The 12,146-nt window shown below is 59.4% G+C and carries 14 protein-coding genes; 10 read left to right on the top strand and 4 right to left on the bottom strand.

Annotation, left to right across the window (positions count from 1 at the left end):
- Positions 1 to 57: 57 nt before the first annotated feature.
- From ACWNZ1_RS06250 to ACWNZ1_RS06220, 7 genes are all read left to right on the top strand, one after another.
- The gene (locus ACWNZ1_RS06250) at positions 58 to 1,110 is read left to right on the top strand and encodes a Gfo/Idh/MocA family protein (RefSeq protein ID WP_135845005.1); all 1,053 of its coding nucleotides are present in this window, start codon (positions 58 to 60) and stop codon (positions 1,108 to 1,110) included.
- Between the two features lie 143 nt (positions 1,111 to 1,253).
- Positions 1,254 to 1,406 carry a hypothetical protein gene (locus ACWNZ1_RS06245; RefSeq protein ID WP_018612770.1) on the top strand — a complete coding sequence of 51 codons (153 nt, stop codon included), beginning with the start codon at positions 1,254 to 1,256 and terminating at the stop codon, positions 1,404 to 1,406.
- Positions 1,407 to 1,457: 51 nt separating this feature from the next.
- Positions 1,458 to 2,384, top strand: a complete 927-nt coding sequence (locus ACWNZ1_RS06240; RefSeq protein ID WP_135845006.1) for a sugar ABC transporter substrate-binding protein — start codon at positions 1,458 to 1,460, stop codon at positions 2,382 to 2,384.
- A 74-nt stretch (positions 2,385 to 2,458) separates the two neighbouring features.
- A complete protein-coding gene (locus ACWNZ1_RS06235) occupies positions 2,459 to 4,021 on the top strand; it encodes a sugar ABC transporter ATP-binding protein (RefSeq protein ID WP_135845007.1) in 1,563 nt (520 codons plus the stop codon).
- 68 nt (positions 4,022 to 4,089) lie between these two features.
- The gene (locus tag ACWNZ1_RS06230) at positions 4,090 to 5,112 is read left to right on the top strand and encodes an ABC transporter permease (protein ID WP_135845008.1); all 1,023 of its coding nucleotides are present in this window, start codon (positions 4,090 to 4,092) and stop codon (positions 5,110 to 5,112) included.
- Between the two features lie 327 nt (positions 5,113 to 5,439).
- The gene (locus ACWNZ1_RS06225; protein ID WP_003202859.1) at positions 5,440 to 5,844 is read left to right on the top strand and encodes a TraR/DksA family transcriptional regulator; all 405 of its coding nucleotides are present in this window, start codon (positions 5,440 to 5,442) and stop codon (positions 5,842 to 5,844) included.
- Positions 5,845 to 6,024: 180 nt separating this feature from the next.
- Positions 6,025 to 7,635: a methyl-accepting chemotaxis protein gene (locus ACWNZ1_RS06220; protein WP_135845009.1), complete on the top strand. Its 1,611-nt coding sequence runs from the start codon at positions 6,025 to 6,027 to the stop codon at positions 7,633 to 7,635.
- A 174-nt stretch (positions 7,636 to 7,809) separates the two neighbouring features.
- On the opposite strand, the gene ACWNZ1_RS06215 is transcribed toward ACWNZ1_RS06220, so the two are convergent.
- The 3 genes from ACWNZ1_RS06215 to ACWNZ1_RS06205 all read right to left on the bottom strand — a co-directional run bounded on the left by ACWNZ1_RS06215 (position 7,810) and on the right by ACWNZ1_RS06205 (position 8,733).
- Positions 7,810 to 8,046, bottom strand: coding sequence for a DUF2789 family protein (locus ACWNZ1_RS06215; protein ID WP_135845010.1), 237 nt, complete (start codon positions 8,044 to 8,046; stop codon positions 7,810 to 7,812).
- Between the two features lie 87 nt (positions 8,047 to 8,133).
- The gene (locus ACWNZ1_RS06210) at positions 8,134 to 8,364 is read right to left on the bottom strand and encodes a hypothetical protein (protein WP_135845011.1); all 231 of its coding nucleotides are present in this window, start codon (positions 8,362 to 8,364) and stop codon (positions 8,134 to 8,136) included.
- Between the two features lie 132 nt (positions 8,365 to 8,496).
- Positions 8,497 to 8,733 (bottom strand): hypothetical protein, encoded by a 237-nt coding sequence (locus tag ACWNZ1_RS06205; RefSeq protein WP_256452683.1) that lies wholly within the window; start codon positions 8,731 to 8,733, stop codon positions 8,497 to 8,499.
- Positions 8,734 to 9,160: 427 nt separating this feature from the next.
- Between ACWNZ1_RS06205 and ACWNZ1_RS06200 the strand changes: the two genes are divergently transcribed.
- The 3 genes from ACWNZ1_RS06200 to ACWNZ1_RS06190 all read left to right on the top strand — a co-directional run bounded on the left by ACWNZ1_RS06200 (position 9,161) and on the right by ACWNZ1_RS06190 (position 11,380).
- Positions 9,161 to 9,610 (top strand): hypothetical protein, encoded by a 450-nt coding sequence (locus ACWNZ1_RS06200; protein WP_135845013.1) that lies wholly within the window; start codon positions 9,161 to 9,163, stop codon positions 9,608 to 9,610.
- 180 nt (positions 9,611 to 9,790) lie between these two features.
- Complete coding sequence (locus tag ACWNZ1_RS06195; protein ID WP_456027482.1) at positions 9,791 to 10,801, top strand: ABC transporter substrate-binding protein; 1,011 nt, start codon at positions 9,791 to 9,793, stop codon at positions 10,799 to 10,801.
- A gap of 141 nt (positions 10,802 to 10,942) precedes the next feature.
- Positions 10,943 to 11,380, top strand: coding sequence for a DUF3995 domain-containing protein (locus ACWNZ1_RS06190; RefSeq protein WP_265073015.1), 438 nt, complete (start codon positions 10,943 to 10,945; stop codon positions 11,378 to 11,380).
- 126 nt (positions 11,381 to 11,506) lie between these two features.
- On the opposite strand, the gene ACWNZ1_RS06185 is transcribed toward ACWNZ1_RS06190, so the two are convergent.
- Positions 11,507 to 11,911: a hypothetical protein gene (locus tag ACWNZ1_RS06185; protein ID WP_456027481.1), complete on the bottom strand. Its 405-nt coding sequence runs from the start codon at positions 11,909 to 11,911 to the stop codon at positions 11,507 to 11,509.
- Between the last annotated feature and the right edge of the window lie 235 nt (positions 11,912 to 12,146).

The following is a 12,146-nucleotide window of genomic DNA, read 5'->3' as shown; positions in this document are numbered from 1 at the left end:
CCATCGCGAGCAAGCTCGCTCCCACAGGGCGGTGTTATATCCAAATAAGGAGCTTTCATGCGAATCGGACTAGTGGGCTATGGCAAGGGCGGGCGGTTTTTTCATGCGCCGCTGATCAGCAGCCTGCCGGGGGCTACGTTTGTTGGCGTGGTGACCCGGTCCGCCGAGCGGCGCGAGCAACTGGCGAGTGATTACCCGCACGTCCAGGCCTTCGACACGCTCGAACAATTGGTGGCGGCCGGCGTCGATGCGGTGGTGGTGTCCACGCCGTTGGACGGTCGCCCAGCCGTGGTGATGCAAGCCATCGAACTCGGCGTGGCAGTGGTCAGCGATAAGCCTTTCGCCCAAGACGCTGGGCAAGCCGAGGCCATGGTGTTGGCGGCCGAACGGCGCAATGTGCCGTTGAGCGTGTACCAGAACCGTCGCTGGGATTCGGATTTCCTGACTCTGCGTAAGCTGCTGGCTTCCGGAGCCCTGGGGCAAATCATTCGTTTTGAATCCAGCGTCGAGCGCTATTCGCCGATGTCGGTGGGCAAGGGCAGTGGTGGCGGATTTCTGCGTGACCTGGGCAGCCATCTGGTGGACCAGGCGCTGCAACTGTTCGGGCCGGTGGCCAGGGTGTACGCCGAACTGGATTACCGGCAGCCAGGCCAGGCGTTCGATAACGGCTTCTTCATGTCCTTGACCCATGCCGGTGGCGTGATTTCCCACTTGAGCGGCAATTGTGTGCAAAACGCACCGCGCCCGCGTTTCCGGGTCAATGGCACCGAGGGTTGTTATACCGTCGATGGCCTGGATGGCCAGGAGGCCCAGGCGTTGGCCGGGTTGAGCCCAGCGACCGAGGGTGAGCGCTGGGGCGCCGAAGAACATCGGCGCTGGGGCTGGTTCGAACACGGCACCGAGCGTGAGCGGGTGACCTCGGAGCGAGGCTGCTGGATGGCGTTCTACCAACGCTTGCAAACCGCGTTGCAGGGCTCTGGCCCGCTACCGGTGGAAGCCCGTGATGCGCTGGCGACCACGCGCATCCTCGACGCTGCCAGGCAGAGTGCCGAGCAGGGCGGGGTGGTGTGTTTAACCGTGCCTGTAGGGCATGGAATAAAAAACGAATAAAATTCTAAAATGAGTTGATATGGAAAATATTTTCCAATAAAGTCGATTCCAGGTTACCGACAACCCTGTCCGCTTCTTGCCAAGCCCAGCCTTGAAGAGATGACGGACGAAACAAAAACAAGAAACACAGCTAGGTACCGTCGATGAAAACCTTCAGCCGCTCTGCGTTTCACCTGTCACATCTGCTGCGCCTGTCTGCAGTCCTTCCCCTGTTCGAATCCCTCTGCATCCAGCGCAACGGCGCCATGGTGTGTTGCATGCCCGGCGCACCGATCGTGCGCTTGCCCCGTTCCTGATTCGCTACGCCTTATCCATAAAACCAACAAAAAAGTGGAGAAAGACCGTTCATGAAGACCAAGACCCGTATCGCCTCGCTGGCCCTGTCGTTGATGCTCACCAGCGGCGCTGCCCTGGCGGACCTGAAGATCGGCGTCAGCATGTCCCAGTTCGATGACACCTGGCTGACCTACCTGCGCGAATCCATGGACAAGAAAGCCAAGTCATTCCCGGACGGCGTCACCTTGCAGTTCGAAGACGCGCGCAGTGATGTGGTCAAGCAACTGAGCCAGGTGGAAAGCTTCATCAGCCAGAAGGTCGACGCGCTCATCGTCAACCCGGTGGACACCGCCGCGACCCAGCGCATCACCAAGGCCGCCGTGGCCGCCGGTATTCCCCTGGTGTACGTCAACCGCCGCCCGGACGATCCGAAATTGCCGGAAGGCGTGGTCACCGTGGCCTCCGATGACCTCGAAGCCGGGCGCATGCAGATGCAGTACCTGGCCGACAAGATGGGCGGCAAAGGCGACATCGTGATCCTGTTGGGTGACCTGGCCAACAACTCCACCACGAACCGCACCAAGGGCGTCAAGGAGGTTCTGGCCAAGTATCCGGGCATCAAGATTGAACAGGAACAGACCGGTATCTGGTCGCGAGACAAGGGCATGACCCTGGTCAACGATTGGCTGACCCAGGGCCGCGACTTCCAGGCCGTGGTGTCCAACAACGACGAGATGGCCATCGGTGCCGCGATGGCACTCAAGCAAGCGGGCACCAAGAAAGGCAGCGTATTGATTGCCGGGGTCGATGGTACGCCGGACGGCTTGAACGCCATCAAGAAAGGCGAAATGGCGGTCTCGGTGTTCCAGGACGCCAAGGGCCAGGCCGATGGCTCGATCGATACGGCGGTGAAAATGGTCAAGAAGCAGCCGGTCGAACAGGCCGTCTGGGTGCCGTACCGGCTGATCACGCCGGAAAATGTCGATCAGTTCAAGTGACGTTTTAACGTACCGCCACCACAACAATAAACAGGCAAGGTCGCACGCCGACCTTGCCGAGGGAGTACCTGATCATGTTCGCTTCAGCGACTGCTTCGAGCGCCCCGGCGATGACTGTCCAGCCGGACGTAACACCTGAAGAACCGTACCTGCTGGAAGTCGTCAATGTCAGCAAAGGCTTTCCCGGCGTGGTGGCCCTGTCCGATGTACAGCTGCGGGTCCGTCCTGGTTCCGTGCTGGCCCTGATGGGTGAAAACGGTGCGGGCAAATCCACCCTGATGAAAATCATCGCCGGCATTTACCAGCCGGACGCCGGCGAGCTGCGCCTGCGCGGCAAGCCGATAACCTTCGATACGCCCCTGGCGGCCTTGCAGGCGGGTATTGCGATGATCCATCAGGAACTGAACCTGATGCCGCACATGAGCATTGCCGAAAACATCTGGATCGGCCGCGAGCAGCTCAACGGCCTGCACATGGTCGACCATGGCGAAATGCATCGCTGCACCGCCAGGCTGCTGGAGCGCCTGCGGATCAACCTCGATCCTGAAGAGCAAGTGGGCAACCTGAGCATTGCCGAACGGCAGATGGTCGAGATCGCCAAGGCTGTGTCCTACGATTCCGACATCCTGATCATGGACGAACCGACTTCGGCGATCACCGAGACGGAAGTCGCCCATCTGTTCTCGATCATTGCCGACCTCAAGTCCCAGGGTAAGGGCATCATCTACATCACCCATAAAATGAACGAAGTATTCGCCATCGCCGATGAAGTGGCGGTGTTTCGCGACGGCGCCTACATCGGCCTGCAACGGGCTGACAGCATGGATGGCGACAGCCTGATTTCGATGATGGTTGGGCGCGAGTTGAGCCAGTTGTTCCCGGTGCGGGAGCAACCCATCGGTGAATTGGTGCTGTCGGTGCGCGACCTGAGCCTGGACGGCATCTTCAAAGGCGTGTCTTTCGACCTGCATGCCGGGGAAATCCTTGGCATCGCCGGGCTGATGGGTTCGGGCCGGACCAATGTGGCCGAGGCGATTTTCGGCGTAACCCCAAGCACCGGTGGCGAGATCCTGCTGGACGGCCAACCGGTACGCATCAGTGACCCGCACATGGCCATCGAGAAGGGCTTTGCGCTGTTGACCGAGGATCGCAAGCTTAGCGGCCTGTTCCCGTGCCTGTCGGTGCTGGAAAACATGGAAATGGCCGTGTTGCCCCATTACGTCGGCAACGGCTTCATCCAGCAGAAAGCCCTGCGTGCCTTGTGCGAAGACATGTGCAAGAAGCTGCGGGTCAAGACCCCATCCCTTGAGCAGTGCATTGACACCTTGTCCGGCGGCAATCAACAGAAGGCGTTGCTGGCCCGCTGGCTGATGACCAACCCACGCATCCTGATCCTTGACGAGCCGACCCGCGGCATCGACGTGGGGGCCAAGGCCGAGATCTACCGGCTGATTTCCTTCCTCGCCAGCGAGGGTATGGCGGTGATCATGATTTCTTCGGAACTGCCGGAAGTGCTGGGCATGAGCGACCGGGTGATGGTGATGCACGAGGGCGACCTGATGGGCACCCTCGACCGCAGCGAAGCGACCCAGGAGCGGGTGATGCAATTGGCTTCGGGCCTGTCTGCGGTTCATTAGTAGTTAAACGAATCGACGTCGGCGGCGATACCTGCGCCGCTGGCACGCAATAAAAAAGGTGAATGGCTATGAACGCGATACTGGAAAACAAACCCGCGGCCGCACCGGCCAGGACGCGTCGGCGGCTGCCGACGGAACTGAGCATCTTCCTAGTGCTGATTGGCATTGGCCTGGTGTTCGAAATGTTCGGCTGGATCATGCGCGACCAGAGTTTCCTGATGAACTCCCAGCGCCTGGTGCTGATGATCCTGCAAGTATCGATCATTGGCCTACTGGCCATCGGCGTGACCCAGGTGATCATCACCACCGGCATCGACCTGTCGTCCGGCTCGGTGCTGGCGCTGTCGGCCATGATCGCCGCCAGCCTGGCCCAGACTTCGGACTTCGCCCGGGCGGTGTTTCCTTCCCTGACGGACCTGCCGGTGTGGATCCCGGTGGTCGCCGGGCTCGGCGTGGGGCTATTGGCGGGGGCGATCAACGGCAGCATCATCGCCATGACCGGCATTCCGCCGTTTATTGCCACCCTCGGCATGATGGTCTCGGCCCGTGGCCTGGCGCGTTACTACACCGAAGGCCAGCCGGTGAGCATGTTGTCCGATTCCTACACCGCCATCGGCCATGGCGCCATGCCGGTGATCATCTTCCTGGTGGTGGCGGTGATCTTCCACATTGCCCTGCGCTACACCAAGTACGGCAAATACACCTACGCCATCGGCGGCAACATGCAGGCGGCGCGCACTTCCGGGATCAACGTCAAGCGCCACCTGGTGATTGTCTACAGCATCGCCGGGTTGCTGGCGGGGCTGGCCGGGGTGGTCGCCTCGGCGCGGGCGGCGACCGGCCAGGCCGGCATGGGCATGTCTTATGAGCTGGATGCGATTGCGGCGGCGGTGATCGGCGGTACCAGCCTGGCGGGTGGGGTGGGGCGTATCACCGGAACGGTGATCGGGGCGCTGATCCTCGGGGTGATGGCCAGTGGTTTCACCTTCGTCGGTGTCGATGCCTACATCCAGGACATCATCAAGGGGCTGATCATCGTGGTGGCGGTGGTCATCGACCAGTACCGCAACAAGCGTAAACTCAAGCGCTGAAGGTCCCTGTCCTGCGACAAAGCGCCACGCCTGACCCGCGTGGCGTTGCCATTTGTCTTCTTAATACAGCTATTACACTGAATTTCTTGTTATAAACGCACTCCGATGACCGCCAAAAGCCTGTCAGAGAACATTTGAAGGGGTTGTCGGACATTTTCCCTATGTTTTCAGTTGCTGAGGCCTCGACTCGGCCTTAGACTGCCGCCCCTCGTAAATTGAGTGCCGGGTGGCGCTTGGAATAGACGGCGCCTTCCCGATGAGCGCGGCAGCTGCGCTGCGGGACGCTCCATAATTCGCCTTAATGCACGTTTTTTTATAGAGATATCAATGACAAAGGAAAAGTTGCTGGCCATGCCGGCGGATGACTACATGAATGCCGAGCAGCTGGCTTTCTTCACCAAGCTGTTGCAGAACATGAAAGTCGAAACCCACGAGCGCATCGAACAGAACCGAATCGCCATTGAGAGCCTGGACACCCCGGCTGACCCAGCGGACGCTGCTTCCGTAGAAGAAGAGCGGACCTGGCTGGTTAACGCCATCGATCGCGACCAGCGCATGCTGCCTCAACTGGAGCAGGCCCTGGACCGTATCAACGACGACAGCTTTGGCTGGTGCGACGACAGCGGCGAGCCAATCGGCCTCAAGCGCCTGCTGATCAGCCCGACCACCAAGTACTGCATCGAGGCTCAGGAACGTCACGAGCAGATCGATAAGCACCAGCGTCAGGCCTGATTCCCGGCTCAAACAAAGATCGCAGCCTTCTCACCGAAGGCTGCGATCTTTTGTTTTCGTCTCCCGGCTATTTATCTACTCCCGTTGACCTGCTGCAAGAACACGACTAATGGACCATGGATAATGGCTCGGTAGTGGCGTTTAATGCGGTCATAACAACGAGAATTGTGGGTGACGAACATGGCGACAGACGGATCTCTGGCGGGAGCGGTGCCTGCCTCGGTGCCTGGGACAAAAAACGCAGCGCGCTGGCTGACGCCGACCCTGCAGAGTCTCGCCCTGACCTTGCTGCTGTGTGGCATGGCCCTGGGCGGCTGGTCGCTGTACCTGGGCCTGCCACTGGTGATGCTTATCGTCTGGCTGCCGCGCCTGCGTTCTCGCCTGGCCGCCGTGCCTGAACCGGCAGAGGGCGTCGGCAGCTTGGCCGAGCTGACTCGCGACCTGTCCTACACCACCAGCCATAACGCGTTGTCGGCGGCCGGAGTCGCCTATTCGGTCAAGCAATTGGCCGGCAAGGTCCAGTCGCAACTCGACGCCGCCGCGCAGATCGTCAGCAATGCCGAATCGATGATCGCCACCGAACAAGCCACCTCACAACTCAGCCAGCAGGCCCTGAGCGCCGCCAGTGAAGCTCATCGCAGCAGCGTGGCCGGGCGCAGCGAACTGGTGGAGTCCATCAGCCGTATGCACCAGCTTAGCCAGCGCGCCAACGACAGCCGCGAGTTGATCGAGGCCTTGAGCGTGCGCAGTGATGAAATCCAACGGGTCAGCCTGGTGATTCAGTCCATCGCCAGCCAGACCAACCTGCTGGCGCTGAACGCGGCCATCGAGGCGGCACGGGCCGGTGAGCATGGTCGTGGGTTCGCGGTGGTGGCCGATGAAGTACGCGGCCTGGCCGGGCGCACGGCTGCGGCGACCGGCGAAGTGGGGGTGATGGTGGCGGACATCCAGCAGCGCACCGCCCAGGTGGTGGAACAGATCCGTCAATTGGCCAGTGACCTGGACAGCGGTGTGCAGCAGGTCGAACACACCGGCCAGCACCTGGAAAACATTGCCCGGCTCGCGGCGGGTGTGGAAACTCAGGTCAGCGCCATCGCCCAGGGCACCGACACCAATCGTGAGCAACTCGACAGCCTGTTCCATGCCATCGAGCAGATGCGCGGCGACCTGTCCATCAGCGACCAGCAGACTCAGCGCCTCGCCGAGGCGGCGGTGCAGATGGAAGGCCAGGCCGAAACCATCAGCGAACGCCTGGCCGAGGTGGGCCTGGACGACTATCACCAACGGGTCTATGACCTGGCACGGGAAGGGGCGAGCCAGATCGCCGCGCAATTCGAGGCCGATATCGACCAGGGCCGGGTCAGCCTGGAGGATCTGTTCGACCGTAGCTACCAGCCTATCCCCAACACCCAGCCGGCCAAATACCAGACCCGTTTCGACCGCTACACCGATCAGGTGCTGCCGGCGATCCAGGAGCCATTGCTTGCCCGCCACGAAGGCCTGGTGTTTGCGATTGCCTGCACCCAGCAAGGTTATGTGCCGACTCACAACAAGGTCTTCAGCCAGCCGCTGACCGGCGACCCGCAGGTGGACACGCTGAACAACCGCACCAAGCGCAAATTTTCCGATCGCACCGGGATCCGCTGCGGCAGCCACCAACAGCCGGTGCTGCTCCAGACCTACACCCGCGACACGGGTGAGTTGATGCACGACCTTTCCGTACCGATCATGCTCAAGGGGCGGCATTGGGGTGGTTTGCGCTTGGGCTACAAACCCGAGAAACCGCGCTAGGCCTCAACGCCACTGAGTGGCAAAGGCGCTTTTGTGGCGAGGAAATTATCTGTGGGAGCAAGGCTTGCCCGCGATGAAGGCGACGCGGTCTCATGAGGGATCGAGGCGCCTGTATCGCGAGCAAGCTTTGCTCCCACCAATCCCCTAGCCACAGGGGACTCATGGTTCTTGGCGCTACTTACCGCCGTGCAGGCGCACGTTCAGTTCGTCTACCAACAGAGCTTCTTCGCCGTCGGCGCGCATCCATTCCTTGAGCAGGGCTTTCTGGTGTGGTGCCAAGAAATCGGCTTCCACCAGCTTAATCTCCGGCGCCAGCGGGTGCGCCATGATGAAATCGTCGATGGCTTTGCCGTCCGAGGGCAGGCCTAGTTGGTCGAACAGGGTATTGAGTTCGTAGGATGGCTGTTCCATGGGGGACTCCTTTGAGCGGGCGCCGTCGTGGCGCCTCGGTGGCTTCCCTCTATCTGAGGCAAGCGCTCGTCAGGAGTTCGATCGGACTCAGGCTTTCAAGGCCCCTTCATCCACCGCGGCCTTCAAGGCCTTGGCCACTTCCCTGGCGGCCTCGGCAGCGATCTCCGACGTCTTGAACCAGCGGTCCTTTTCCACTTGGTGGCAGCTGACAGCGGTCAGGGGCGGTTTGGCGCGCATCACGATGACGGCCTGGAACTCGCCTTCAACCTCTCTGGCTTCGCCCCGGATAAAAAATTCGCCGATATCAAATTCCGTCACGTCGCGCCTTCTCTTCAAAAGTCATATTGTTGGTGCGCGATCCGTCGATGGGAGACGGTCTTCGCGGGCAGGCAGTATGGCAGCAGTTGCCTGTCGGCGGCTGAGTTAAGTCATGGACGGGCGTATATGAGCTCAGGCACTGCGTTCGAGACGCCTGGCCAGGTAGCAGGCTTCGTTATGATCGGTCCGGAATCCTCTTACACGTCCCGTCGAAGTTTCTTCAATATGAAAGAAACACTTGCCGGCCAGGACGACCCGGTAGCGCGGTTGAATCAACGAAACGGGGAGGCAATCGACCCCGTCGAACCTGTCGTGTGTCTCCACGATGCAGGGGGTTGCTGGTTGGGTCTGGGTTGTGAAAGTGGCCATGCGAATTCCTTTTCTATGGTTTACCGACGAATTGTCGAGTACTTCGGGTAGTCTCCACGCCTGCGACTGCTCTAGAATCCGCAGTGCCGTGGGGACGGTTGTGCCTATCTAAAGCAATTTTTTTTGGGCTCGATGTCAGAAAAATGCTTTTTTAAGTGGGAAATTTCCCTAAAGTTAGTAGTCCGATCTTTTCCGATGCTCAGAGTGGCGTTTTCCTTCAGCCTCTGACGCCTTCCGGGAAAGACGGCGAGAGCGGCAATCCTTTAGTCTCCTCTCGCTCCGGGACAGGGCGCGCCGTTCACTTCGAATTTCAGTTTCAGGTCCATTGCGACACTACAGTCGGCACGGGTTCTCGTGGTCCGTCCTTTTCAGAGGGCGGACCGTTTTCAAAGATGGGGATGTTTCCTTGGCAGTAAGTAATCTCGACATGCATGCGTTATTTGTACTTGGTGACCTGCGGGCAAAACTGGTCAAACAATTCCAGTCACGTTTCGTCTACATCACCGAGCAGACCGCCGAAGGTATTTATGTCGCCGAAATCGACACCGAATCGGCCCTGGTGGTCGATGACAAGCCCAGGCTCGAACTCAAGGTCGGCGATCATTTTCGCGCAGCGGTATTGCCCAGCCGTGAAGGCGGCAAGTTTGAAATCAAGTTTCGCGAAATCAAGCTGACGGTCTATGGCCTTGGGGACTACGCGTTCGTCACGACCCCCGCCGGTCACGCGATCCTGTTCAAGGAAGGCCATAGCGTGGTGACGGTGTTCGCGGCCAATGAACAGCTGCAGGAAGGCCTGACCAAGACCCTGAAGGCGGTCACCGCCAAAGCCGCCAAGTGGCGCAAGGGCGAGCTGGTGACGTTCAAGGCCAGCGAGTGAGGCAGGCAGCGCCGCTGACCGCCAGGTTCGCTGGGGCTTCGGTCGCCCAGGACCGGTAACAGTTTTAACGAAATATCGCTGGAACCTCGGCTACAGTCAGTTGACTGAACTATTCAGAGGCTTGCGTTCGGTTGCGCAGGGCCGTTCAGCTATGGCTGTGTCTGGCACGAGGTACAACGCATGAAACGAGTTCGACAGTGGTTGGCTGCCTGGGCCACCTTCGCTGTGTTGGTTTCGCCACTCCCGGCGTCAGCCGCTGCAGCGCCGATCCACTTCGCTGACTTGAACTGGGAAAGCGGCAGCCTGATCACCGATATCCTGCGGATCATCGTCGAAAAGGGCTATGGGCTTGCGACCGACACATTGCCGGGTACCACCATTACCCTGGAAACCGCCCTGGCCAATAACGACATACAGGTGATCGGTGAAGAGTGGGCCGGGCGCAGCCCGGTGTGGGTCAAGGCCGAGGCCGAAGGCAAGGTGATTGCCCTGGGCGATACGGTCAAGGGGGCGACCGAAGGCTGGTGGGTGCCGGAATACGTGATCAAGGGCGACCCGGCCAAGGGCATCAAGCCCCTGGCACCGGACCTGCGCAGCGTTGAAGACCTGGCGCGCTACAAGCACGTGTTCAAGGACCCGGAAAGCCCCGACAAGGGGCGCTTCCTCAACAGCCCCATCGGCTGGACGTCCGAAGTGGTCAACAAACAGAAACTCAAGGCCTATGGCCTGTCAGACAGCTATGTGAATTTCCGCAGCGGCTCGGGGGCGGCGCTGGATGCGGAAATCAGCTCGTCGATCCGCCGGGGCAAGCCGATCCTGTTTTATTACTGGTCGCCCACGCCGTTGCTCGGACGTTTCAAGCTGGTGCAACTGCAAGAGCCGCCGTTCGATGCGGAGGCCTGGAAAACCCTGACCGACGCCGACAACCCCAACCCGAAGCCGACCCGTTCACTGGCCTCGAAGTTGTCGATTGGCGTCTCCGCGCCGTTCCAGAAGCAATATCCGGACATTGCCGAGTTCTTCAGCAAGGTCGACCTGCCTATCGAACCGTTGAACAAGGCCCTGGCCGAGATGAGCGAAAAGCACACGCCACCGCGCGAAGCCGCCGAGGCGTTCCTCAAGGCCCATCCACAGGTCTGGCAGGCCTGGTTGCCCAAGGATGTGGCCGATAAGGTCTCCGCGGGCCTGTAGGAGGGCTTGGATGCCAGCAGGTTGAACACTTGATCCTGGGCAATGAGTGATTCTCTGGAATCTGGCAATCTGCGCCGGTCCCAGCGAAATGCCAAATTCCAGCTAGGATGATTGTTCAACCTTTTTCAAGGAGGCTGGCGAATGACGCTTTTATTAGCACGGACGCTGGTCGCAGTGTTTGCGACCATCAGCTTGATTCATTTGTATTGGGCCCTGGGTGGGCGATGGGCGGCCCTGGCGGTGGTGCCTCAGGTGCCGGTGAAGCAGGGAGGTTCGTTGCGTCCGGCGTTCGACCCTTCCGGCTGGTTGACCCTGCTGGTGGCGCTTGCGTTGTTGATGATTGCGGTGCTGGTCTGCCTGCGAGTCGGTCTGCTGGCACCGCCCGTCACCCATCGGGCGTTGCAGTGGTTGATCAGCGCGATTGCCTTGCTGATGTTCGCCCGGGCCATCGGTGAGTCGCACCTGGTGGGGTTCTTCAAAGAGGTCAAGGACTCGACCTTCGCCAGGCTCGACACCTGGGTATACTCGCCGTTGTGCGTGGTGCTTGGGGCTGGGTTGCTGACGGTGGCGTGGGCCTGAGTTTCCAGCTCACCCATGGTTTCATGTAATTGCAGACAATAGCCAGTCAACCGCAATCCTTGTGGCGAGGGAGCTTGCTCCCGCTGGGTTGCGTAGCAGCCCCGAAAAGGCTGAACACGAGTCAGCCTAGCCGCCGTAACAGTTCTCGTAAATGGCTTTGGCTTTCCACTGGTCCGTATCGGTGAATTTATTTAGCAGCGCAAAATGCCCCATCATTATGTCGTTGCAAACAAAAACTTTTTCAGTGGTTTGATCATGTTTATAAGTGCAGATGCTGCCAAAACTATGGTTTCCACCGGCAATCCCAACAGGAAAGTCATAGATGTCAGAGCAATCTTTTATAACGCCTGTATGGCCTTTGTGCTTCAAGCTTTTATTAAATGACGCTGTGCGCTCGATAATTATTTTTGGATCTTCTATGGTCCTCACGACTGACTCATTCACCTGCCATTCGATTTCGCGAGAAAAACCGCCAGTGGAAAATCCTGAAAGCATCAAAAATGTAGCCCAAAAGAATGATCTTTTATTCATTGCCTTTCCTCTGAGAAACTATCTGGCTAGGCAGTTTTCCATGCTTCGCTTGAAGTGGGTTGCGCCCTCTTAGCCCCAGGATCCATGTAGTAGGGGCCGTCACCTTTTAATGTCCACTGTCAGTTGATGGGCTTCGGGTTGGAAAGTGACACGGGTTCGTAAGCCAGTCGCATTAGAGTTTGGATAATCATCTGTTTCTAGTATCCCGCCGCGAATGTCCAGTCGAGTAATAGTC

This window comes from Pseudomonas sp. CFBP 5748 (genome assembly GCF_053850495.1).
This window is presented reverse-complemented; position numbering and strand designations above follow the sequence as displayed.